This is a genomic window from Pseudomonas sp. Teo4, assembly GCF_034387475.1.
Lineage (GTDB): Bacteria > Pseudomonadota > Gammaproteobacteria > Pseudomonadales > Pseudomonadaceae > Aquipseudomonas.
Window position 1 is genome coordinate 16,686 of record NZ_JAXCIL010000002.1, and the last position, 23,524, is coordinate 40,209.

25 protein-coding genes are annotated in these 23,524 nt (G+C 62.0%); 1 reads left to right on the forward strand and 24 read right to left on the reverse strand.

Annotated elements, in window-relative coordinates:
• Positions 1-231: 231 nt before the first annotated feature.
• The 21 genes from PspTeo4_RS16470 to trmJ form a co-directional block, all read right to left on the reverse strand.
• Complete coding sequence (locus PspTeo4_RS16470; protein ID WP_322364903.1) at positions 232-1,023, reverse strand: amidohydrolase; 792 nt, start codon at positions 1,021-1,023, stop codon at positions 232-234.
• Positions 1,011-2,159, reverse strand: a complete 1,149-nt coding sequence (locus tag PspTeo4_RS16475; RefSeq protein ID WP_322364904.1) for a pyridoxal phosphate-dependent aminotransferase — start codon at positions 2,157-2,159, stop codon at positions 1,011-1,013. The genes PspTeo4_RS16470 and PspTeo4_RS16475 overlap by 13 nt, the downstream gene beginning before the upstream one ends.
• Positions 2,160-2,370: 211 nt before the next feature.
• A complete protein-coding gene (gene der / locus PspTeo4_RS16480; protein ID WP_322364905.1) occupies positions 2,371-3,834 on the reverse strand; it encodes a ribosome biogenesis GTPase Der in 1,464 nt (487 codons plus the stop codon).
• A 117-nt stretch (positions 3,835-3,951) separates the two neighbouring features.
• Positions 3,952-5,094, reverse strand: coding sequence for an outer membrane protein assembly factor BamB (gene bamB, locus PspTeo4_RS16485; RefSeq protein WP_322364906.1), 1,143 nt, complete (start codon positions 5,092-5,094; stop codon positions 3,952-3,954).
• 1 nt (position 5,095) lies between these two features.
• Positions 5,096-5,737, reverse strand: coding sequence for a tetratricopeptide repeat protein (locus tag PspTeo4_RS16490; protein ID WP_322364907.1), 642 nt, complete (start codon positions 5,735-5,737; stop codon positions 5,096-5,098).
• Between the two features lie 39 nt (positions 5,738-5,776).
• On the reverse strand, positions 5,777-7,066 hold the full coding sequence (hisS, locus tag PspTeo4_RS16495) for a histidine--tRNA ligase (protein ID WP_322364908.1): 1,290 nt from the start codon (positions 7,064-7,066) through the stop codon (positions 5,777-5,779).
• 24 nt (positions 7,067-7,090) lie between these two features.
• Positions 7,091-8,200, reverse strand: a complete 1,110-nt coding sequence (gene ispG, locus PspTeo4_RS16500) for a flavodoxin-dependent (E)-4-hydroxy-3-methylbut-2-enyl-diphosphate synthase (protein WP_322364909.1) — start codon at positions 8,198-8,200, stop codon at positions 7,091-7,093.
• A gap of 3 nt (positions 8,201-8,203) precedes the next feature.
• Complete coding sequence (locus PspTeo4_RS16505; RefSeq protein ID WP_322364910.1) at positions 8,204-9,247, reverse strand: RodZ family helix-turn-helix domain-containing protein; 1,044 nt, start codon at positions 9,245-9,247, stop codon at positions 8,204-8,206.
• Positions 9,244-10,005, reverse strand: coding sequence for a type IV pilus biogenesis/stability protein PilW (gene pilW, locus PspTeo4_RS16510; protein WP_322364911.1), 762 nt, complete (start codon positions 10,003-10,005; stop codon positions 9,244-9,246). The genes PspTeo4_RS16505 and pilW overlap by 4 nt, the downstream gene beginning before the upstream one ends.
• Positions 10,006-10,019: 14 nt before the next feature.
• Positions 10,020-11,165 (reverse strand): 23S rRNA (adenine(2503)-C(2))-methyltransferase RlmN, encoded by a 1,146-nt coding sequence (gene rlmN / locus PspTeo4_RS16515; RefSeq protein WP_322364912.1) that lies wholly within the window; start codon positions 11,163-11,165, stop codon positions 10,020-10,022.
• A 28-nt stretch (positions 11,166-11,193) separates the two neighbouring features.
• On the reverse strand, positions 11,194-11,619 hold the full coding sequence (ndk, locus tag PspTeo4_RS16520) for a nucleoside-diphosphate kinase (RefSeq protein ID WP_011532343.1): 426 nt from the start codon (positions 11,617-11,619) through the stop codon (positions 11,194-11,196).
• A 90-nt stretch (positions 11,620-11,709) separates the two neighbouring features.
• Positions 11,710-11,910, reverse strand: a complete 201-nt coding sequence (gene iscX, locus PspTeo4_RS16525; RefSeq protein WP_023382209.1) for a Fe-S cluster assembly protein IscX — start codon at positions 11,908-11,910, stop codon at positions 11,710-11,712.
• 10 nt (positions 11,911-11,920) lie between these two features.
• Positions 11,921-12,262, reverse strand: a complete 342-nt coding sequence (gene fdx / locus PspTeo4_RS16530; protein ID WP_043208095.1) for an ISC system 2Fe-2S type ferredoxin — start codon at positions 12,260-12,262, stop codon at positions 11,921-11,923.
• A gap of 3 nt (positions 12,263-12,265) precedes the next feature.
• Positions 12,266-14,128, reverse strand: a complete 1,863-nt coding sequence (gene hscA, locus PspTeo4_RS16535; protein ID WP_322364914.1) for a Fe-S protein assembly chaperone HscA — start codon at positions 14,126-14,128, stop codon at positions 12,266-12,268.
• 42 nt (positions 14,129-14,170) lie between these two features.
• The gene (hscB, locus tag PspTeo4_RS16540; RefSeq protein WP_322364915.1) at positions 14,171-14,692 is read right to left on the reverse strand and encodes a co-chaperone HscB; all 522 of its coding nucleotides are present in this window, start codon (positions 14,690-14,692) and stop codon (positions 14,171-14,173) included.
• Between the two features lie 8 nt (positions 14,693-14,700).
• On the reverse strand, positions 14,701-15,024 hold the full coding sequence (gene iscA / locus PspTeo4_RS16545) for an iron-sulfur cluster assembly protein IscA (protein ID WP_003257854.1): 324 nt from the start codon (positions 15,022-15,024) through the stop codon (positions 14,701-14,703).
• Between the two features lie 32 nt (positions 15,025-15,056).
• Positions 15,057-15,443, reverse strand: coding sequence for a Fe-S cluster assembly scaffold IscU (iscU, locus tag PspTeo4_RS16550; RefSeq protein ID WP_007929523.1), 387 nt, complete (start codon positions 15,441-15,443; stop codon positions 15,057-15,059).
• A 46-nt stretch (positions 15,444-15,489) separates the two neighbouring features.
• The gene (locus tag PspTeo4_RS16555) at positions 15,490-16,704 is read right to left on the reverse strand and encodes an IscS subfamily cysteine desulfurase (protein WP_322364916.1); all 1,215 of its coding nucleotides are present in this window, start codon (positions 16,702-16,704) and stop codon (positions 15,490-15,492) included.
• A gap of 53 nt (positions 16,705-16,757) precedes the next feature.
• On the reverse strand, positions 16,758-17,249 hold the full coding sequence (iscR, locus tag PspTeo4_RS16560; RefSeq protein ID WP_042111731.1) for a Fe-S cluster assembly transcriptional regulator IscR: 492 nt from the start codon (positions 17,247-17,249) through the stop codon (positions 16,758-16,760).
• A 180-nt stretch (positions 17,250-17,429) separates the two neighbouring features.
• A complete protein-coding gene (cysE, locus tag PspTeo4_RS16565) occupies positions 17,430-18,215 on the reverse strand; it encodes a serine O-acetyltransferase (protein WP_322364917.1) in 786 nt (261 codons plus the stop codon).
• Positions 18,216-18,218: 3 nt separating this feature from the next.
• The gene (gene trmJ / locus PspTeo4_RS16570) at positions 18,219-18,989 is read right to left on the reverse strand and encodes a tRNA (cytosine(32)/uridine(32)-2'-O)-methyltransferase TrmJ (RefSeq protein ID WP_322364918.1); all 771 of its coding nucleotides are present in this window, start codon (positions 18,987-18,989) and stop codon (positions 18,219-18,221) included.
• Between the two features lie 151 nt (positions 18,990-19,140).
• On the opposite strand from trmJ, the gene suhB reads away from it, so the two are divergent.
• A complete protein-coding gene (suhB, locus tag PspTeo4_RS16575) occupies positions 19,141-19,959 on the forward strand; it encodes an inositol-phosphate phosphatase (protein ID WP_023382218.1) in 819 nt (272 codons plus the stop codon).
• Between the two features lie 72 nt (positions 19,960-20,031).
• On the opposite strand, the gene PspTeo4_RS16580 is transcribed toward suhB, so the two are convergent.
• The 3 genes from PspTeo4_RS16580 to secD all read right to left on the reverse strand — a co-directional run bounded on the left by PspTeo4_RS16580 (position 20,032) and on the right by secD (position 23,475).
• On the reverse strand, positions 20,032-20,574 hold the full coding sequence (locus tag PspTeo4_RS16580; protein ID WP_322364919.1) for a glycine zipper 2TM domain-containing protein: 543 nt from the start codon (positions 20,572-20,574) through the stop codon (positions 20,032-20,034).
• Positions 20,575-20,694: 120 nt separating this feature from the next.
• Positions 20,695-21,603 carry a protein translocase subunit SecF gene (secF, locus tag PspTeo4_RS16585; protein ID WP_322364920.1) on the reverse strand — a complete coding sequence of 303 codons (909 nt, stop codon included), beginning with the start codon at positions 21,601-21,603 and terminating at the stop codon, positions 20,695-20,697.
• 9 nt (positions 21,604-21,612) lie between these two features.
• Positions 21,613-23,475, reverse strand: a complete 1,863-nt coding sequence (gene secD / locus PspTeo4_RS16590; protein ID WP_322364921.1) for a protein translocase subunit SecD — start codon at positions 23,473-23,475, stop codon at positions 21,613-21,615.
• Between the last annotated feature and the right edge of the window lie 49 nt (positions 23,476-23,524).

The window sequence follows — 23,524 nt, forward strand, 5'->3', positions numbered from 1 at the left end:
TAGTCGCCACCGGCCCCATCGCCGGGAAGCCGGCTCCTGCAATTGAAACCTGTAGGAGCAACTGCCTTGCTCAATTTCTAAAAGCTGGCGCGATCCCTGTGGGAGCCGGCTTGCCGGCGATCACCGGCGAAGCCGGTGCCATGCACCTCGTAGCCTTCATCGCCGGCAAGTCGGCTCCCACAGGTACAGCGTCGCACCTGAGGCCAGCGCAACACAGATAGTTACTGCTGATCAGTGCAATTCGAAGGTGTCGGCATCCAGGTTCGCCGGGAACCGGGTGCGGTAGGCCGCCAGGTCCGCCGCACTCAGTACTGCCGTAAACACGCCATCCGCCTCGCCCGCACTGAGCAGGCTCTCGCCCTGGAAGTCCAGCACCTGGCTGTCACCTGAATAGGCGAAACCTTTACCGTCAGTACCCACCCGGTTCACCGCAGCCACATAGCACAGGTTCTCGATGCCCCGCGCAGGCAACAGGCGGTTCCAGTGCAGACGACGGGCCGCCGGCCAATTGGCGGTGTACAGCAACAGGTCGGTGTCCTGGGCATCACGGCTCCACACCGGGAAGCGCAGGTCGTAGCAGATCAGCGGGCGCACCCGCCAACCTTTGAGCTCGAACTGCACCTGACGCTCACCCGGGGTGAAATGCTTGTGTTCGCCTGCCATGCGGAACAGGTGGCGTTTGTCGTAATGCATGATTTCGCCATCCGGGCGCGCCCACAGCAGACGGTTGCGGTGGCTGCCGTCGGCGGCTTGGATGATCAGGCTGCCGGTGATCACCGCATTGTGCTTTTTCGCCTGGGCCTTGAGCCACTTGTAGGTCGGGCCGTTCTCGGGCTCGGCCAAGGTTTCGGACTCCATCGAAAAGCCGGTAGTGAACATCTCTGGCAGGATCACCAGGTCCACTTCACCGACCTGGCTCAACAATTCCTCGAAGTGCGCATAGTTGGCTTCGCGGTCGTGCCAGGCCAGCGTGGTCTGCACCAAGGCGACTTTAAGGTTTGGCAGTGCACTCAGATCGCGCATAGTTTTTCCGCTGCCTGACGCAGCGTCTCCTCTCGTTTGGCAAAGCACAGGCGAACCAGGCGTTGCTCGGGGATGGGTTGCTGGTAGAACACCGACACCGGAATGGTCGCCACGCCATGCTCGCGGGTCAGCCACAAGGCCATGTCGACGTCATTCAGGTCCGGGCGGATCTGCGAGTAGTCCACCAGTTGGAAATACGTGCCCGCCGTGCGGGTAAAGGTGAAGCGCGAGCCTTGCAGCAGGTCGCAGAACAGGTCGCGCTTGGCCTGATAGAAGCCAGGTAGTTCATCGACATGCTCAGGGTGTGCGGCCATGAAATCGGCCAGGGCACACTGCAAGGGCGTCACACCACAGAAGTTGACGTACTGATGCACCTTGCGCAGCTCGGCGCTCAAGGCCGGCGGGGCAATTACATAACCGGTCTTCCAGCCAGTGACGTGGTAGGTCTTGCCGAACGAGCTGACCACGAATGCGCGGCTGTAGAGTTCGGCATGGGCCAGCACACTGGCGTGCTGTACGCCGTCGTACACCAGGTGTTCGTAGACTTCATCGCTGATCAGGTAGATATCACGCCCGGCGATCAGCCTGGCCAGTTGGTCGAGATCCTCACGGCTGATCAGCGCACCGCTGGGGTTGTGTGGCGAGTTGAGGATGACCATCCGCGTGCGCGGGCTCAGGGCGTCGCTGAACTTCTGCCAGTCGATGCGAAAATCACCGTTACCGAGCTGAACGTGTACGCAACGGCCGCCGGCCAGGGCGACTGATGGCTCATAGCTGTCGTAGCACGGGTCGAAGACGATGACCTCGTCGCCTGCCTGGATCACGGCCTGGATGGCGCAGAAGATGGCCTCTGTGGCACCCGGGGTGATGGTCACTTCCTGGTCGACATCGACCTTGGCACCGTACAGGCGCTCGATCTTGGCGGCCACCTGCTGACGCAGGGCCGGCAGACCGGTCATTGGAGAATACTGATTGTGCCCTGCCGTCACATGCTGGCCTACCGCATCCAACAGCGCCTGAGGGCCATTGAAATCTGGAAAACCCTGCGAAAGGTTCAGCGCGCCGGTCTGCGACGCCAGCTGGGACATGGTGGTGAAGATGGTCGTGCCGACATTCGGCAGTTTGCTGCGGATCATGAAGCCCTCTTTCCTGGGGTGTATCCGGCACGGGGGTGGAGTCCGAGCATAGCGGATCGAGCGGTCAGGAAAAAGGATGAAACAATGGGGGTATTGCGCTGGGTCAAAGGGCCCTATCGCCGGCAAGCCGGCTCCCACAGATACCGCACAGCCTCAAGGCGTGTGCATGACCTGTGGGAGCCGGCTTGCCGGCGATAGGGGCAGCACGGAATCAGCGCTTGTCGCGACGCTTCTTCTCGGCCTTCTTGTGGTGCGACATCAAGCGGCGCTTCTTGTTGACCTGGCGGTCGGTGAGGGTATTCTTCTTGCCCTCGTACGGGTTCTCACCGCCCTTGTACTCGATGCGGATCGGCGTACCGACCAGCTTGAGCACGCGGCGGTAGGTGTTTTCCAGATAACGCGAGTACGACTTCGGAATCTTCTCGGTCTGGTTGCCGTGGATCACGATCAGCGGCGGGTTGGCACCACCAAGGTGGGCATAGCGCAGCTTGATGCGGCGACCGTTGACCAGAGGCGGTTGGTGCTCGCTGACGGCATCTTCGAGGATCTGGGTCAGACGGCTGGTCGGCCAGCGGGTAACTGCCGATTTGAACGCAGCCTGCACCGACTTGTACAGGTGGCCCACGCCGGTGCCGTGCAATGCGGAGATGAAGTGGATGTCGGCGAAGTCGACGAAGAACAGCCGGCGCTCCAGCTCGGTCTTCACGTAGTCGCGCTCACCCGGCTCCATGCCATCCCACTTGTTCAGGGCGATGACGATGGCGCGGCCGGCTTCCAGGGCGAAGCCCAGCAGGTTCAGGTCGTGGTCCACCACGCCTTCGCGTGCGTCCATGACGAAGATCACCACGTTGGCGTCCTTGATCGCCTGCAGCGTCTTCACCACCGAGAACTTCTCGACTTCCTCGTGGATCTTGCCGCGCTTGCGCACGCCGGCGGTGTCGATGAAGGTGTACTTCTCGTAATCGCGCTCGAACGGGATGTAGATACTGTCGCGGGTAGTGCCCGGCTGGTCGTACACCACCACGCGCTCTTCACCGAGCATGCGGTTGACCAGGGTCGATTTGCCGACGTTAGGGCGACCGATGATGGCGATCTTGATGCCATCTTTCTCGCTCGGGCCAGGGATGCGTACCGCTTCCTCGCCTTCGGCAACTTCCTGGTCGAGGGCTTCTTCCTCAGCGTCACGAGGAATATGACCCAGCACTGCTTCCATCAGCGCGTTGATACCGCGGCCCTGGGAGCCGGCCACCGGAATGGCGTTGCCCATGCCCAGCGGCGAGAACTCGGCGCGAGCGACGTCGGCGTCGATGTTGTCGATCTTGTTGGCGACCAGGATGGCCGACTTGTTCCGCTTGCGCAGGTGCTCGGCGATCATCTGGTCGGCGGCGGTCATGCCCGCGCGGGCATCGACCAGGAACAGGACGTAGTCGGCTTCCTCGATGGCCATCAGCGACTGCTCGGCCATCTTCTCGTCCATGCCCACTTCGTCACCGGTGATACCGCCGGTGTCGATCAGGATGTAGGAACGACCCTGCCAGCTGGCATCACCATACTGGCGGTCACGGGTCAGGCCCGACAGGTCACCGACGATGGCATCGCGGGTCTTGGTCAGGCGGTTGAACATGGTGGATTTGCCGACGTTCGGCCGTCCCACCAGGGCGATTACGGGAACCATGCGGCTCTCCACTCTTGAATTCTTGAAAATGCAAAGGCCGCTGCAAGGCAGCGGCCGGAGTTCGGGCGGCGTGTCCTACGCCGCAACTCAAGACCTGTAGCGGTCTTGAGCATAGCTTCAGCGGATGGTCAGTGCCTCGAGCTTGCCGCTGTTGCCGAAGACGTAGATGGTGTCGCCGACCACCAGGGGACGGGCGCGCAGGCCATCGCTGTCGATTCGCTCGCGGCCGACGAAACGGCCGTCAACCTGGCTGAGCAGGTGCAGGTAACCTTCGAAGTCACCTACCGCTACATAGCTGGAGAACACTTCCGGTGCCGTCAGTTGACGGCGGGCCATGGAGTCGTTGGTCCACAGTGCGCTGGAAGAGCGCTCGTCGACGCTTTCGACGGTACCCGAAGCTTCGCTGACGTAGACGTTACCGAAGCCCTGGGAGACACCCACGTAGCTGGAGGCATCGCGCTGCCACAGCACGCGGCCGCTTTCCAGGTCCAGGCCCGCTACGCGGCCCTGGTAGGTGCTGACGTACAGGGTACCACCGGACAGCAGCAGGCCGCCGTCGATGTCTACCACGCGGTCCAGCTCGGAACGACCTTGCGGGATCGCCACACGGCTCTCCCACACTGGTACGCCGTTGCTGATGTCTACCGCGATGACCTTGCCGGTGGACAGGCCGGCAACGGCCAGACGGTTGGTCACGATCGGCGCACCGGTGCCACGCAGGGTCAGTACGGCCGGGGTGTTTTCGTAGATCCAGCGGCGGTCGCCAGTCGCGGCATCCAGGCCGATCAGACGGTCGTCCTGGGTCTGCACTACTACCACGTCGCCGTTGTTGGCTGGCGGCGCCAGCACTTCACTGGTGACGCGGGAGCGCCAGCGCTCCTCACCGGTGCTGGAGTCCAGGGCGATGACTTCGCCTTTGAGCGTGCCCAGCATGACCAGGCCATAGCCTACGCCGACCGCACCGGAAACCGGCAGCTCCAGGTCCTTCTTCCACACCACGTCGCCGGTGATGCGGTCGAGGGCGAACACTTCGCCGTTGACGTCGGAGGCGTAGATGCGATCGTTCTCGATGGCCGGTACCAGGGTGTTGTATGACTCGCCCTGGCCGTCACCGATCGAACGGCTCCACTGCTTCTTCAGCACCACTTCCTCGGTGAACTTGGTCAGCTCGGCCGGAGGCAGTTCCTTCTTGCTGTTGCTGCTGCAACCCGCGGCCAGCACGGCCAGGGTCAGCACTGCTGCTTGTTTCCAACCGATCACGTCAGGCGTCCCCTTTGGCCAGGTCATCCAGCTTCAATTGCAGGCCACCGACCGCGGCGTCATCGGACAGCGCGGCCTTGGCTTTTTCGTAGGCGCCATGAGCATCGTCGGCACGACCCAACTGCACCAGCAGGTCGCCTTTCAACTCTTCGCGGCTGGCCAGAAACGCCTTGTCGGCGTCACCGTCGAGCAGCTTGAGGGCTTCCTCGGCCTTATCCTGGGCGGCGAGCACGCGTGCCAGACGCTGGCGAGCGATTTCACCCAGGGTGGCGTCAGCCGGCTTGTCCATCACGCCTTTGAGTTCAGCAGCAGCGTCGTCGAGCTTGCCGCTCTCGACCGCGACCTTGGCCACGAACAGGCTGCCGTACTGGGCATAGGCGGTACCGCCAAACTCGTTCTTGAGCTTCCCGGACAGTTCCGCAACCTTGGTTGCATCTGGCTGGCCGCTTGGCGTCAGGCTGGTTTCCAGCAGAGCCTGGTAAAGCGCCGAGGCACCTTGCGACTGGTTGTTCTGGTACTTGTGCCAGGTATTCCAGCCCAACACCACCACACCGGCCAGCAGGGCACCGGTCAGCAGCGGCTTGCCGTTACGGTTCCACCAGTCCTTGACCCCTGCCAGGTCATCATCATCGGTACTCGACACCCCAATACTCCTTTTCGCCTATTCGCTTATTGAACCGCGTTACGCCTGTGCGATCGCGGTTTCCAGGTGCTCAGCCAGAGCATCCCAGGCAATGTTCTGTTGATCGCCCTGACCACGCAGGGGCTTAACGCCGATCTCTTGCTTGGCCAGCTCGTCGTCGCCAAGAATCAGGGCGAACAGCGCGCCGCTCTTGTCGGCTTTCTTGAACTGGCTCTTGAAGCTGCCGCCTCCGGCGTTGACCGCCAGACGCAGACCCGGCAAGCGATCGCGCAGGCCTTCGGACAGTTTCAGGCCGGCCAATTCGGCCTGCTCGCCAAAGGCGCACAGGTAGACGTCGACCTGGCGGCTGATGGACTCAGGCACCTTGCCGAGGGTTTCCAGCAGCAGGATAAGACGCTCGATACCCATGGCGAAACCAACGCCTGGGGTCGGCTTGCCACCCATCTGCTCGACCAGGCCATCGTAGCGGCCACCGGCGCAGACGGTGCCCTGGGCGCCGAGCTTGTCGGTGACCCACTCGAACACGGTCTTGCTGTAGTAGTCCAGGCCACGCACCAGCTTGGTGTTGATCACGAACGGAATGCCGGCGGCGTCCAGGCGGGCCTTCAGGCCCTCGAAGTGCACGCGGGACTCCTCGTCCAGGTAGTCTTCCAGCTTCGGCGCGTCGACCAGCACCGCCTGGGTGTTCTGGTCCTTGCTGTCGAGGATGCGCAGCGGGTTGCTCTTCAGGCGACGCTGGCTGTCTTCGTCGAGCTGGTCCAGGCGCGCGCTGAGGAACTCGACCAGGGCATCGCGGTAACGCGCACGGGCTTCGCTGGTACCCAGGCTGTTGAGCTCCAGCTTGACCGCGTCCTGGATGCCCAGCTGGCTCCACAGGCGCCAGGTGAGCATGATCAGCTCGGCGTCGATGTCCGGGCCATTGAGGTTGAACACCTCAACGCCGATCTGGTGGAACTGGCGGTAGCGGCCTTTCTGCGGGCGCTCGTGGCGGAACATCTGGCCGATGTACCACAGTTTCTGTACCTGGCCGTTGCCGGTGATGCCGTGCTCCAGCACGGCACGCACGCAGGCGGCTGTGCCTTCGGGACGCAGGGTGAGCGAATCGCCGTTGCGGTCCTCGAAGGTGTACATCTCTTTTTCGACGATGTCGGTGACTTCACCGATGGAGCGCTTGAACAGCTCGGTGAACTCGACGATCGGCGTGCGGATCTGGCTGTACCCGTAGGTGTCCAGCAGACCGGCCACGGTGCCTTCGAAGTAGCGCCACAGCGGCGACTGCTCTGGCAGGATGTCGTTCATGCCACGGATGGCTTGCAGCGATTTGCTCACGAAAAGTCCTTACGAATCTGTGTGTCAGCCGCGGGCGATCAGCGCCGCGTCGGCCTCGACCTTTTCGGCCGCTTTCTGGCGGATGAGCTTTTCCAGCTCATCGACCAGGTTGTCATTGGTCAGTTTCTGCGCCGGCTTGCCGTCGATGTAGATCAGGTTCGGCGTGCCGCCGGTCAGCCCGACGTGGGCTTCCTTGGCTTCGCCGGGGCCGTTGACCACGCAGCCGATCACCGCGACGTCCAGCGGTACCAGCAGGTCTTCCAGGCGCCCTTCCAGCTCGTTCATGGTCTTGACCACATCGAAGTTCTGCCGCGAGCAGCTCGGGCAGGCGATGAAGTTGATGCCACGGGAACGCAGGTGCAGCGACTTGAGAATGTCGTAACCGACCTTCACTTCCTCGACCGGGTCGGCAGCCAGGGAAATGCGAATGGTATCGCCAATGCCTTCGGCCAGCAGCATACCGATGCCGACGGCGGATTTCACCGTTCCCGAACGCAGGCCACCGGCTTCGGTGATGCCCAGGTGCAGCGGCTGGATGATCTGCTTGGCCAGCAAGCGGTAGGCTTCGACGGCCATGAACACGTCGGAAGCCTTGACGCTGACCTTGAAGTCCTGGAAGTCCAGGCGATCGAGGTGCTCGACATGGCGCAGGGCCGACTCGACCAGCGCCGCTGGGGTCGGTTCGCCGTACTTCTTCTGCAGGTCCTTTTCCAGGGAGCCGGCGTTGACGCCGATCCGGATCGGGATGCCACGGTCGCGTGCAGCATCGACCACCGCGCGCACGCGGTCTTCGCGGCCGATGTTGCCTGGGTTGATACGCAGGCAATCGACACCCAGTTCGGCCACGCGCAGGGCGATCTTGTAGTCGAAGTGGATATCAGCGACCAGCGGCACGCTGACCAGCTGCTTGATGCGGCCGAACGCTTCGGCGGCGTCCATGTCCGGGACCGAGACGCGCACGATGTCGACGCCAGCATCGACCAGGCGCTGGATTTGCGCCACGGTGGCGGCCACATCGTTGGTATCGGTGTTGGTCATGCTCTGCACCGCGATGGGGGCATCACCACCCACCGGCACATTGCCGACCCAGATTTTGCGGGATTCGCGACGTTTGATCGGGGATTCGCCGTGCATGACTTACTGTCCCAACTTCAGGCGAGCGGTCTCGCCACTGGTGAACGGGGCAACATCGACGGCCTGGCCGTTGTAGCTGACCTGGGCGCCACGGGCAAAGCCCAGTCGCACCGCGAACGGCGGCTTGCCGGTCAGCTCCAGGCTGTCACCCTTGCGCTTGATGGCGCTGAACAGCACCTTGCCGTTGCCGTCAGTGACTTGAGTCCAGCAATCGGCGATGAATTGTATGGCTACCTTGGCGCTACCGGCCGGTACTTCTGCAGGCGCGGGCGCGGTGACAGCCGGTGCGCTGGCAACAGGCGCCGCGGGTGTGGCAGGTACGGCAGGAGCGACCGGAGCGGCAGCCACGGTTGGGACCGGAGCCTGCTGTACTGGGGCAGGGGCAGGTACAACAACCGGGGCTGGGGCCGGCACGGCAGGTGCCGCCACAGCAGGGGTAGCTGGCTCGCTGACCGCTTGGGCGGACTCCTCGACGGCTGCCTGTTCCAGTGGCAGAGGCGCGCTTTCAGGTTGCTCGCCAGCCGTTACCGCCTGGTCTTCCGGTTCGTCCAGCGGGTGAATCTGCGTGGTGCCGTCAGCGCTCTCGACCTCAACGTGCTCCAGCGCGATCTTGGCCAGGTCCTTGCCACGCAGGCTGCCTTGGTCCTGCCACCACAGGAAGCTGCCGCCAACCACGGCCAGCAACAACAGCAGGCTGACACCACGCAGGATGTTGTGCGAAAGGCGTACCGGCTCTTCAATGCGCCCGAGCGAATGCACTTCACTGCCCTTCGCGTGGGTACCGGTGAACTGGTCGAAGGCTTCCACCAGTGGCGCCTGGTCCATGCCCATCAACTTGGCGTACGCACGGATGTAGCCACGGGCGAAGGTATGCCCCGGCAACTTGTCGAAGGCACCGGTTTCCACATGGTTCAGCGACGTGACCGTGAGGTTGAGCTTGCGGGCGACCTCGGCTTGCGACCATTCCCGGTTCTCGCGGGCCTGGCGCAAGAGTTCACCGGGGTTCTGGCGAGACGCTGCTGCTACTTCGGGATGCGCGGCTTTCATCGTTGCTCCGACAGGTATTGCTGATATTCCGGCGTACCGGGATAAAGTCGTTGTAATTGCTCGCCCAACTCAGCCAGCGTGTTCCGTTCGTCGAACACGCGGGCAAGGCGGCTGCCCAGCAGCAGGCTGCGGGCGTCGTGGCCACTCAACTGGCTGAAACGATCGTAGTAGTCCCGGGCCGGCACATAATGCCTGTTTTCGTAAGACAACTCAGCCATTTCCAGCAACGCTCTGGGTTGCCGTGGGTTGAGTTGCAGGGCCTTGCCCAGATACTCATGCGCCTGGTCGCGACGGTCGAGCCTGAGCGCCGTCAGGCCGAGGTTCTCGTACACGCGCGAACGCTCAGGATACAAGGTATCGGCACCGGCCAGGCGAAACATCTGCTCAGCCTCGGCGAACCGCTGCTGAGCATATAGGAAACTGCCGTAATTGTTGCGAATTCGCGTGTCGCCGTCACCCGCATTCAAGGCTTTGCGAAAATGCGCCTCAGCCAAGGCTGGCTCGCCCTGAGCTTCAAACACCAGTGCCAGCGCGGCGTGGGCGTCGGCGTCATCGGCGTTCAGGGCCAGGGCTTTGCTCAAAGGGGCCTTCGCCTGCTCGGCAAAGCCTTGTTGCAAATACCCGAGCCCGAGCTGTACGTATGCCTGCCCAGCCTCCGCTCGCCCTTGGCGATTGGACAAGGGGTCACCCGCACCGCCCGACACACAGCCGGCGAGCAGCACAAGCGTCAGCATCGATAGCGCGGCGCGCAGGTTCATGACCGGCCCCAGGATCAGTGGCGCACTGCGCTGTCTTGCAGCTCGTTGTCGGCAGACAACTGGCGTACGGCGATATAACGCTCGCTACGACGGGTGCGGTCGTTGACCTGGCCGACCAACTGGCCGCAAGCAGCGTCGATATCGTCACCACGGGTGGTGCGGGTGGTGACATTGAAGCCGCCGTGGTGCAGCAGGTCCTGGAAGCGACGAATGGCGTTGTTGCTAGGTCGCTCGTAACCCGAATGCGGGAACGGGTTGAACGGAATCAGGTTGATCTTGCAAGGCACATCGCGCAGCAGTTCGATCATCTGCGCGGCATGCTCAGGCTGGTCGTTGACGTCCTTGAGCAAGGTGTACTCGATGGTCAGCACGCGCTTGCCACCCAAGGTGGCCATGTAGCCCATGCACGATTCGAGCAGCATCTTCAGCGGGTACTTCTTGTTGATCGGCACCAGCTGGTTGCGCAGTTCGTCGTTCGGCGCGTGCAGCGACAGTGCCAGCGACACGTCGATGTGCTTGGCCAATTCGTCGATCATTGGCACCACGCCCGAGGTGGACAGGGTGACGCGACGCTTGGAAATGCCATAGCCAAGATCTTCCATCATGATCTTCATGGCGGCGATGACATTGTCGAAATTCAGCAGGGGTTCGCCCATGCCCATCATCACCACGTTGGTAATCGCGCGGTCGATCTTGGCAGGGACAGTCCCGAAGGATTTGTTCGCAAGCCACACCTGGCCGATCACTTCGGCGGCAGTGAGGTTGCTGTTGAAGCCTTGCTTGCCAGTGGAGCAGAAACTGCAATCCAGGGCGCAGCCGGCTTGCGACGATACGCAGAGCGTGCCGCGGTCGTCGGTAGGGATGTAGACGGTCTCGACACAGCTGCCAGAGGCAACGCGGACCACCCACTTGCGGGTACCGTCGGCGGAAATGTCTTCACTGACCACTTCCGGGCCCCGAATCTCGGCAACGGCCTCGAGCTTTTCGCGCAGGACCTTGCCGACATTGGTCATGGCGGCGAAATCGTCGACACCAAAATGGTGAATCCACTTCATCACCTGGCCGGCGCGAAAGCGCTTCTCCCCGATCGAGTCGAAGAACTGTTCCATTTCCTGCAGGGTCAGCCCCAACAGGTTGATTTTGCCGGTAGATGTCGTCATGGATTCACCTTCACCCTTAAGCTTTCGCTTAGCGAGTGGTTACCTCGGTAGCAGCGAAGAAGTAAGCGATTTCGCGAGCAGCAGCAGCTTCGGAGTCCGAACCGTGAACGGCGTTGGCGTCGATCGACTCGGCGAAGTCAGCACGGATGGTGCCTGGAGCAGCTTCTTTAGGGTTGGTAGCGCCCATCAGCTCACGGTTCAGAGCGATGGCGTTTTCGCCTTCCAGAACCTGAACGACGACCGGACCGGAAGTCATGAAGGCAACCAGGTCACCGAAGAAGCCACGAGCGCTGTGCTCGGCGTAGAAGCCTTCGGCTTCGGCTTTGGACAGTTGCTTGATTTTCGAGGCAACGATTTTCAGGCCAGCTTCTTCGAAGCGGGTGGTGATCTTGCCGATAACGTTCTTGGCAACGGCGTCAGGCTTGATGATCGAGAAAGTACGTTGAACAGCCATGGAAAACTCCAGAATATTGAGTGTTACGAAAAATTAAACCCGCGAATTATACGCGGGTTCCAGGGGATTGCCTAACCTGCAGCGTCACGCTTAGTCGGCTTCTTCGATCCAGGCCGCCTGGATGGCCTCGAGCACTTTCTCACCGCCGCGTGACGGATCGTCGCTGAACTCTGGCAATGCCAGCACCCAACGGTGCAGATCGACGAAATTCACATAACGAGGATCGACGTCCGGCTTGCTTTCCGCAAGCTGGATGGCGATCTCAAGTACATCAATCCATTTCAGACTCATGCGCAAAACCTCAGTGCGGTGCTTCGGCGGCGTGGTTGAGCGAGTATTTTGGGATCTCGATGGTGAGGTCTTCCTCACCGACGATCACCTGGCAGGCCAGGCGCGACTGCGCCTCCAGGCCCCAGGCCTTGTCCAGCATATCCTCTTCCAGCTCGTCGGCCTCTTCAAGCGAGTCGAAGCCTTCTCGCACGATGCAGTGACAGGTGGTGCAGGCACACACGCCGCCGCACGCGCTCTCCATCTCGATGTGGTGCTCGTGGGCCAGTTCCAGGATGTTGGTTCCTGGCTCCACCTCCACCACCAGCCCATCCGGGCAGAACTTCTCGTGCGGCAGGAAAATCACCTGGGGCATCGGTTACTCCTCGATCTCATTCAGGTTGCGCCCGGCCAGTGCGGCTTTGACCGTCGAATCAAGGCGACGGGCGGCAAAGGCATCGGTCACCTGCGACAGACGCTTGGTCTGTTGCTCGATGGCCGCGCCATCGGTGCCGCTGAGCAAATCACGCAATTCTTGCATCTGATATTCGATGGCCACGCGCTCGTCGCTGCTGAGCAGGCGATCGCCATCGGCGTCCAGGGCGCCCTGCACCGCTTCAAGCAGACGTTCGCCGTCGACCTGGTGCTCGCGCAACTGACGGGCCTGCTTGTCGGAACCTGCGTGTTCGAAGGAATCCTTCAACATGCGGGCAATCTCGCCATCGGTCAGGCCGTAGGACGGCTTGACCTGGATGCTGGCTTCCACGCCCGAACCCAGCTCGCGTGCAGCGACACTGAGCAGGCCATCGGCGTCGACCTGGAAGGTGACGCGAATTTTCGCCGCACCAGCAACCATGGCCGGAATGCCACGCAGCTCGAAGCGCGCAAGGGAGCGGCAATCGCTGATCAGCTCGCGCTCGCCCTGCAGGACGTGGATCATCATCGCCGACTGGCCGTCTTTATAGGTGGTGAATTCCTGGGCGCGCGCCACCGGAATGGTGGTGTTGCGCGGAATCACCTTCTCCATCAGCCCGCCCATGGTCTCAAGGCCCAGGGACAGCGGGATGACGTCAAGCAGCAGCAGTTCGCCACCTTCACGGCGGTTGCCAGCCAGGGTATCGGCCTGGATGGCGGCGCCGATGGCCACCACCTGGTCTGGGTCGATAGAGGTCAGCGGCGTGCGGCCAAACAGCGCGCCTACGGCATCGCGTACACGCGGGACACGGGTCGAACCGCCGACCATGACCACGGCACCGACTTCTTCCAGCTCGACACCACTGTCACGCACGGCACGACGGCAAGCCTTGAGGCTGCGGGCGACCATCGGTTCGATCATCGCCTCGAAAGCGGCGCGGCTAAGCTCGCCTTGCCAGGCGCCGTGGCTGACACTGACTACATCGGCGTCGGTCAGGGCTTCCTTGGCGGCGCAGGCGCTTTGCAGCAACTGACGCTGGGTGGCCGGGTCGAGGTCGGCGGACAGACCGGCCTGTTCGATGATCCAGCCGGCGATGGCGTGATCGAAGTCATCGCCGCCCAGGGCAGTGTCGCCGCCGGTGGCAAGCACTTCGAAAACACCCGCGGTAAGGCGCAGGATGGAAATGTCGAAGGTGCCGCCACCCAGGTCATAGATAGCTACCAGGCCTTCGGCATTCTGATCGAGACCATAAGCCACGGCTGCGGCAGTCGGCTCGTTGAGCAAGCGCAGCACGTTCAGGCCGGCCAGCTTGGCGGCATCCTTGGTGGCCTGGCGCTGGGCGTCATCGAAGTACGCCGGCACGGTGATCACCGCACCGACCAGTTCGCCACCCAAGGTGGCTTCTGCGCGCTCACGCAGCACCTTGAGGATGTCGGCAGACACTTCCACCGGGCTTTTCGGCCCCTGTACCGTGTCGATGAACGGCATGTGCGACTCACCGCCAACAAAGCGGTAAGGCAGTTGCTCGCCCAACTGTTTCACGTCCGCCAGGCCGCGCCCCATCAGGCGCTTGACCGACAGCACGGTGTTCAGCGGGTCACTGGAGGCCGCCTCGCGCGCCGCCAGGCCGACTTCACTGCGGCCATCGAGGTAGCGCACAGCGGAAGGCAGAATGACATTACCCTGCGCGTCGGGCAGGGGCTCGCTGCGACCGCTGCGCACGGCAGCGACCAGAGAATTGGTGGTACCCAGGTCGATCCCCACCGCCAGGCGACGCTGGTGCGGTTGCGGGCTTTGACCGGGTTCGGCGATCTGCAGTAGGGCCATGCTTATCTGAATACCTTAGGCGTCATCACGGGCGACACCGGGTTAATCGTCGAGGCGCTCTTCCAGTTGGCGCACTTCTTGGGCGAGCTTGTCGAGGAATTGCATGCGGCGCATCAGGCGTTCGGCCTTGTCGCGCTCGGCAGGCACATCCCAGCAGGCGGCGAAATCTTCGTTCAACGCGTCCTGGGCGCCCTTCAGGCGCTTCTTGAACACGGCGACACCGTCGAGGTCGGCTTCGTCCTGCAGCTCTTCAAGCTCTTCGCGCCACTGCATCTGCTGCAGCAGGAAGTCCGGGTCGTGGACCGTGACTTCCTGTGGCACTTCGTGGCCGCTGATGGCCAGCAGGTAGCGTGCTCGGCGCGGCGCGCTGCGCAAGGTCTGGTAGGCGTCGTTGAGGGCCGCGGACTTTTCCAGCGCCACCCGCTGCTCACGCTCGGAAGCATCGGCAAAACGGTCCGGATGCACCTCGCGGGCCAGCTCGCGATAGCGAGTGGCCAGCTTATCGAGGTCCAAGCGGAAGCAGGGCTGGAGTTCAAACAGAGCGAAATGACAAGGAGTACCCACAGCCAGCCTCAGACGTTGAAGCTTTCGCCGCAGCCACACTCACCGCGCACGTTGGGGTTGTTGAACTTGAAGCCTTCGTTCAACCCTTCCTTGACGAAGTCCAGCTCGGTGCCGTCGAGGTAGACCAGGCTCTTGGGATCGATGATCACCTTGACGCCGTGGTTCTCGAACACCTGGTCCTCGTCAGCCAGTTCGTCGACGAACTCCAGCACGTAGGCCAGGCCCGAGCAACCGGTGGTGCGCACGCCCAGGCGGATGCCCTCGCCCTTGCCGCGCCCTTCGAGGGAACGCCGCACGTGGTTGGCGGCGGCTTCTGTCATGCTGATAGCCATCGGAACTCCTTACTTACCTTGCAACAGGCGGCTTAGATCAAGCCTTTCTTCTGCTTGTAATCGCGAACGGCGGCCTTGATGGCGTCTTCGGCGAGAACCGAGCAGTGGATCTTGACCGGCGGCAGTGCCAGTTCTTCCGCCAGCTGGGTGTTCTTGATGGTTTCGGCTTCGTCCAGGGTCTTGCCCTTCATCCACTCGGTGGCGAGGGAGCTGGAAGCGATAGCCGAACCGCAGCCGTAAGTCTTGAACTTGGCGTCTTCGATGATGCCTTGCTCGTTGACCTTGATCTGCAGACGCATCACGTCACCGCACGCTGGGGCGCCGACCATGCCGGTACCGACATCCGGGTCTTCGGCATTCATCTTGCCGACGTTGCGTGGGTTTTCGTAGTGGTCGATGACCTTTTCACTGTATGCCATGGTGCAATTCCTTCCTCATCAGGGAGCCGCTCTTGCCGGCGACTGCTTAGTGGGCGGCCCACTCGATCTTGGAGATGTCAACGCCGTCTTTGTACATGTCCCACAGCGGCGACAGCTCACGCAGTTTGTTTACCGCTTCGCAGACTTTCTGCGCGGCGTAGTCGACTTCTTCTTCAGTGGTGAAACGACCGAAGGAGAAGCGGATCGAGCTGTGCGCCAGCTCGTCGTTGCGGCCCAGGGCGCGCAGCACGTAGGACGGTTCGAGCGAAGCGGAGGTGCAGGCCGAACCGGACGATACGGCGATGTCTTTGAGGGACATCAGCAGCGACTCGCCTTCGACGTAGTTGAAGCTCAGGTTCAGGTTGTGCGGCACGCGAGCGGTGCGGCTGCCGTTGACGTACAGCTCTTCAAGGTCGGAGACCTGGCTGAAGAAGCGGTCGCTCAGGGCCTTGATACGCGCGTTTTCAGCAACCATTTCCTGCTTGGCAATGGCGAACGCTTCGCCCATGCCGACAATCTGGTGGGTCGGCAGCGTGCCCGAACGCATGCCGCGCTCATGGCCACCACCGTGGATGATCGCTTCCAGACGCACACGCGGCTTGCGGCTGACGTACAGCGCGCCGATACCTTTAGGGCCGTAGACCTTGTGGGCGGAGAAGGACATCAGGTCGACTTTCAGCTTCTGCAGGTCGATTTCGACCTTGCCTGCCGACTGAGCCGCGTCAACGTGGAACAGTACGCCGCGGGAGCGGGTCAGTTCACCGATGGCGGCGATGTCGTTGATCGAGCCAACTTCGTTGTTGACGTGCATCAGCGAGACCAGAATGGTGTCGTCGCGCAGCGCCGCTTCGACCATGGCCGGGGTGACGATGCCGTCTTCGCCCGGTTCCAGGTAGGTGACTTCGAAGCCTTCACGCTCGAGCTGGCGAGCGGTATCCAGGACCGCCTTGTGCTCGATCTTGGAGGTGATGATGTGCTTGCCCTTGGTCTGATAGAAGTGCGCAACACCCTTCAGCGCCAGGTTGTCGGACTCGGTGGCACCGCTGGTCCAGACGATTTCGCGCGGGTCGGCGTTGATCAGCTCGGCAACCTGGCGACGGCCGTTCTCAACCGCTTCCTCGGCTTTCCAGCCGAAGACGTGGGAGCGCGACGCCGGGTTACCGAAGTTCCCGTCGACCAGCAGGCAATCAGCCATCTTCTGGGCAACGCGTGGATCGACCGGCGTGGTCGCGGAGTAATCGAGGTAGATCGGCAACTTCATTGGGTATCTCCTATCAGGCGGTTGGCGTCGCTCGTCGCTATCGGTCTATCAGGTCAGTCGACGGCGGACGTCTCAATCTTGTCCAGCTGGGCGGAACGGCCTGCGACACGGCGCAGGTCCTGGCGCTGGGCGACTTCCTGCACCTCTCGGCGCATGACGAGGTCGGCCAGGCTGATGCCACTGAGGAATTCGTGGATCTGCTGGCTGAGGTCGCACCACAAGTGGTGGGTCAGGCAGGTGTCGCCGGCATGGCAATCCCCCAGGCCCTGGCAACGGGTGGCATCGACCGATTCATTGACCGCATCGATGACCTGGGCCACCTGGATGGTTTCCATGCCCCGCGACAGCTGGTAGCCGCCGCCCGGACCGCGCACGCTGGAAACCAGGCTGCTGCGGCGCAGCTTGGCGAACAGCTGTTCCAGATAAGAGAGGGAAATGCCCTGGCGCTCGGAAATGTCGGCCAAAGACACCGGCCCATGCTGCGCGTGCAACGCCAGGTCAAGCATGGCGGTCACGGCGTATCGGCCTTTGGTAGTCAGTCGCATGGCTAATGGGTACCACGGGAGTTACAGGATGTGAGCGAGTATGCGATTCCCGAGCATTTAAGTCAACTATTAGACCTACTGCTTTAGTCGGGTTTGGCATGCGGGAGGCGGGCGCGAGTGTAGCAGCAATGGGGCGTGAGCACACGCCCCATATGTCAGTATGACTTCAGCCTGACGCAATCAATGCGACTGAGTGTCGCGCTGAGCCGGCTGCACGACCTCGGCGAAATCGTCATCCGGCAGAGCCGGCAGCTTCGAGGCACAATAGTCACTGCCCATCTTGGTCAGCGCGCCGCACATGCCCTCCAGACGTTCATCGACTGCCTGCAAGTGATCGAGCATCTGGCCAATGGCACGAGCCACCGGGTCCGGCATGTCGCCACTGACGCCGTAGGCATCGAAGCCAATCTTTTCAGCCATGGCCTTGCGCTTGGCCTCGACCTCGCTGTCCTCGGCTTTGACGATGATTCGGCCCGGAATGCCCACTGCGGTAGCGCCCGCTGGCACCGCCTTGGTCACCACGGCATTGGAACCAATCTTGGCCCCTGCCCCAACGGTGAACGGGCCCAGCACCTTGGCGCCGGCCCCCACCACCACACCGTTTTCCAGGGTCGGGTGGCGCTTGCCTTTGTTCCAGCTGGTGCCGCCCAGGGTCACGCCCTGGTACAGGGTGACATCGTCACCGATCTCGGCGGTTTCGCCGATGACGATACCCATGCCGTGGTCGATGAAAAAGCGTCGACCGATGGTCGCCCCTGGGTGGATCTCGATCCCGGTCATCCAGCGACCGAAGTTCGACACCAGGCGTGCCAGCCACTTGAAATCGCGCTTCCACAGGGCATGCCCCAGGCGATGCAGCCAGATGGCATGCATGCCCGGGTAGCAGGTGAGCACCTCGAAGGCGTTGCGCGCCGCAGGGTCACGATGGAAAACGCTCTGAATATCTTCACGCAGACGCTCGAACATCTGTCAGTCCTTCCGCTTATGCGGCTCGCCCCGTGCGACCTTCTGGGTCTCGGTGAGGATGCCGCGCAAAATGCTCATTTCCGAACGATTGACCGCGCTGCGACCATACAGCCGACGCAAGCGCGGCATCAGGTGTTTGGGCTTTTCCGGGTCAAGGAAGCCGATGTCCACCAGGGTTTTCTCCAGGTGTTCATAAAACAGCTCCATCTCGTCCATGGTCGCCAGTTCGTTGCTGCGCAGCGAATTGGCATCGAACTTCTCGACTTTCGAGGGCGCACCTTCTGCCGCCAGCCAGGCCATGCGCACCTCATAGGAGAGCACCTGTACGGCGGCAGCAAGGTTCAGCGAACTGAAGTCGGGGTTCGAGGGAATGTGCACGTGGAAGTGACATCGCTGCAGTTCTTCGTTGGTCAGGCCGGCGTGCTCGCGCCCGAACACCAGGGCGATCTCTTCGCCGCCGCTGGCGTGCTCGACGGCCTTGGCCCCGCATTCACGCGGGTCGATCAATGGCCAGGGGATGCTGCGCTCACGGGCACTGGTACCCATGACCAGGTTGCAGCCGACCAGCGCCTGCTCGAGGCTATCGACCACCTGGGCATTGGCCAGCACATCGTCGGCGCCGGAAGCGCGGGCGGTGGCATCGACGGCCGGGAACTCTTTGGGCTGCACCAGCACCAGACGCGACAAGCCCATGTTTTTCATGGCACGCGCAGCGCCGCCGATGTTGCCGGGGTGGCTGGTATTGACCAGAACAACACGAATATTTTGCAGCAAGGTGTTGTGCTCACAGATGCAGGTTTGGGGGTAATCGATCTTACAGAACCGACCAGCGTAACGCTATGAAAGCAAATGTGACACTTCTGCCGCCAAAGTTTTCTGCTAGAATGATCGGCTTTCTTCTTTAACATCTCCAGGTGACCCCCCCATGCAGCCTATGCTGAATATCGCCCTGCGCGCCGCTCGCAGCGCCAGTGAACTGATTTTCCGCTCCATCGAACGCCTGGACAGCATCAAAGTCGATGAGAAAGAGGCCAAGGATTACGTCTCCGAGGTCGATCGCGCCGCCGAGCAGACCATCGTCAACGCTCTGCGCAAGGCCTACCCGAACCACTCCATCCAGGGCGAAGAGACCGGCCTGCACGCCGGCACCGGCGAAGAAGGCAAGGACTACCTGTGGATCATCGATCCGCTGGACGGCACCACCAACTTCCTGCGCGGCATCCCTCACTTCGCCGTGAGCATCGCCTGCAAATACCGTGGTCGCCTGGAACACGCCGTGATCGTCGACCCGGTGCGCCAGGAAGAATTCACCGCCAGCCGTGGCCGCGGCGCCCAGCTCAACGGTCGCCGTCTGCGCGTCAGTTCGCGCACCAGCCTGGAAGGCGCCCTGCTGGGCACCGGCTTCCCGTTCCGTGACAACCAGATGGCCGACATGGACAACTACCTGGGCATGTTCCGTGCGCTGACCGGCCAGACCGCCGGCATCCGCCGCGCCGGCTCCGCCAGCCTGGACCTGGCCTATGTGGCCGCCGGCCGCTTCGACGCCTTCTGGGAGTCGGGCCTGTCCGAGTGGGACATGGCGGCAGGCGTGCTGCTGATCCAGGAAGCAGGCGGCCTGGTGAGCGACTTCAATGGCGGCCACGACTTCCTCGACAAGGGCCACATCGTTGCCGGCAACATCAAGTGCTTCAAGGCTGTGCTGACCGCCATCCAGCCGCACCTGCCAGAGCACATGAAGCGCTAAGCGCGGATTGCAGGCATAAAAAAAGCACCCCTCGGGGTGCTTTTTTGTGCCTGCAATCAAGGACACATCAACTCACTGCCCAGCTTCACTCAGGATCAGCTTGCCATTCTTATCCACAGGAATGGTCGAACCCGGCTCGTGATCCATCTTCACTTTGCCCACCTGGTCACCGATGGAATAGGTCACGTTGTACCCGACCACCTTCTCGCTGATGTCATGGACCGTGTTGCAGCGGGTTTGCGTGGCGGTGTAAGTGTCACGCTCCTGCATGCCCTCCTGCACCTTGTTGCCGGCATAACCACCACCGACCGCACCGGCCACGGTGGCGATCTTCTTGCCGGTACCACCACCGATCTGGTTACCCAGCAAACCACCGGCAATGGCACCCACCACGGTACCTGCGATCTGATGCTGATCCTTGACCGGCGCCTGCCGAGTGACGGCAACGTCCTTGCACACTTCGCGTGGCGTCTTGACCTGTTGTTTGATCGGTTGCACGTCGGTGACCTGCGCATACTCAGGCCCCTTGTTCACCAAGCTGTAGGTCGCGACAGCACCTCCGGCAGTCACACCGACAGCACCCAGCACAGCACCCACCAGCATTGATTTATTCACATGAACCTCCTGATCATACCCGCGGGCGCTTGCCCGCCTTCTCCCAGCCTTGGAGCGAAAAAAAAGGCGTGAGTTCAACACTCACGCCTTTCAGGTCGCCAAACGGCGTAGGACTAATCCTTAAGGACGATCATCCACACCATCGGTCTTGGCCGGCGGAATCAGGTCTTCACTGCTCAGATTCAGCCAGATCAGCACCACGTTAGCGATGTAGATCGACGAATAGGTACCCGCCATCACACCGATGAACAGCGCCAGGGAGAAGCCGAACAGGTTGTCGCCACCGAAGAACAGCAGCGCGGCGATCGCCAGCAAGGTCGAAACCGACGTGGCGATGGTACGCAGCAGGGTCTGAGTGGTCGAGACGTTGATGTTCTCGATCAGCGAGGCCTTGCGCATAACGCGGAAGTTCTCACGCACCCGGTCGAACACGACGATGGTGTCGTTCAGCGAGTAACCGATGATCGCCAACACCGCCGCCAACACGGTCAGGTCGAAGGTGATCTGGAAGAACGACAGGATACCCAGGGTCACCACAACGTCGTGGATCAGCGAGACGATCGCACCGACCGCAAACTTCCACTGGAAGCGGAAAGCCAGGTAGATCAGGATGCCGCCCAGGGCCAACAGCATGCCCAAGCCACCCTGGTCACGCAGCTCTTCACCCACCTGCGGGCCGACGAACTCCACACGCTTGATGGTTGCCGGGTTGTCACCACCGGCCTTCTGCAAGGCTGCAGCCACCTTGTTGCCCAGCTGCGGGTCATCACCCGGCATACGCACCAGCAGGTCGGTAGTAGCGCCAAAGCTCTGCACCACGGCCTCATGGAAGCCGGAGTCGACCAGCTCGGCACGTACGGCCTTCAGGTCAGCCGGGCGCTCGTAGGTCAGTTCGATCAGCGTACCGCCAGTGAAGTCGAGGCCGAAGTTCAGGCCCTTCTGCCACCAGCTGAACAGCGCCAGCAGAGTGAGGAGCACGGTAACGCCGAACGCGACGTTACGTACACCCATGAAGTTGATGGTTTTCATGTCAGCTCCTCAAACCCACAGCTTCTTGATGTCACGCCCGCCGCAGGTCAGGTTGACCATTGCACGGGTCACCATGACGGCGGTGAACATCGAGGTGAAAATCCCGAGGGACATGGTAACCGCGAAGCCTTTGACCGGGCCGGTACCCATGGCGAACAGGATGCCACCCACCAGCAGGCTGGTCAGGTTGGCGTCGATGATCGCGGTGTAGGCGCGGTTGAAACCTTCGTGAATGGCACGCTGCACCGACATGCCGGCATTCAGCTCCTCACGGATACGCGAGAAGATCAGCACGTTGGCGTCCACCGCCATACCCATGGTCAACACGATACCGGCGATACCCGGCAGGGTCAGCGTGGCGCCCAGCAGCGACATCAGCGCCAGCAGCAGCACCATGTTGCCCGCCAGGGCTACGGTAGCGATCACACCAAAGGCGCGGTAGATGGCGATGATGAACAGCGAGACGAACAGCATGCCCCACAGCGATGCATCGATACCCTTGGTGATGTTGTCAGCACCCAGGCTTGGACCGATCGTGCGTTCTTCAGCGAAGTACATCGGTGCGGCCAGACCACCAGCACGCAGCAGCAGCGCAAGTTCCGACGATTCGCCCTGGCCGTTCAGGCCAGTAATACGGAACTGGCTACCCAGCGGCGACTGAATGGTCGCCAGGCTGATGATCTTCTTTTCTTCCTGGAAGCTCTGTACAGCCACTTCCTTCTCGACACCGTCGACAGTCTGCTTGACGTAGCGGGTGACCGGCTTCTGCTCGATGAAGATCACCGCCATGCTGCGACCGACGTTGCTGCGGGTGGCGCGGCTCATCAGCTCGCCACCATGGCCGTCGAGGCGAATGTTCACCTGTGGGCGACCGTGCTCATCGAAGCTGGCTTGGGCGTCGGTGACCTGGTCACCGGTGATGATCAGACCACGCTCGACCGCAGCGGAACGACCGCCTTCACGGAACTCGAAGACCTCGGTAGTCGCCTTGGATGCACCGGGTTCAGCACCGAAGCGGAACTCCAGGTTGGCGGTTTTACCCAGAATACGCTTGGCCTCGGCAGTGTCCTGCACGCCTGGCAGCTCGACCACGATACGGTTGGCGCCCTGACGCTGTACCAGCGGCTCGGCCACGCCCAACTCGTTCACGCGGTTGCGCACGGTGGTGAGGTTCTGCTTGATCGAGTATTCGCGGATCTCGGCGACTTTCGCCTGAGTCAGCGCCAGACGCAGCACGGCAACATCGTTGCGCTCGGTGGTGGTCAGGTCGAAATCATTGAAATTCTTGCGGATCAGGACGCGTGCCTGTTCGCGGGTTGCATCATCAGCGAAGCCCAGCATGATGCCGCCATCCTGCTGAGGCAGGCTGCGGTAGCGGATGCGCTCTTTGCGCAGCAAGGTTTTCACCTCGCCTTCGTAGACTTTCATGCGGGCAGTCATGGCCTTGTCCATGTCCACTTCCAGCAGGAAGTGCACACCACCGGACAGGTCCAGGCCCAGCTTCATCGGGCTTGCGCCCAGGTTACGCAGCCATTGCGGAGTAGTCTGGGCCAGGTTCAGGGCCACGACATAATCATCGCCCAGTGCCTTGCGCACTACATCCTTGGCTGGCAGTTGGTCTTCCTGGTTGGTCAGACGCAACAGCCCGCTGCCCTTCTCACCCAGGCTTGCGCCCTTGACCGCGATACCGGCATCGGTCAGCGCCTTGCTGACGCGATCGAGGTCGGCCTGCTTGACCTGCAGCGCCGAGCTGGCACCGCTGATCTGCACCGCCGGATCATCCGGGTAGAGGTTGGGAGCGGAATAAATAAAGCCGATCGCCAGTACCAGCACGATCAGTGCGTATTTCCACAGAGGGTATTTGTTCAGCATCACGCCGCCCGTTCAAGACGCGGGGCGCGTTGCGCGCCCCGACTGGAAA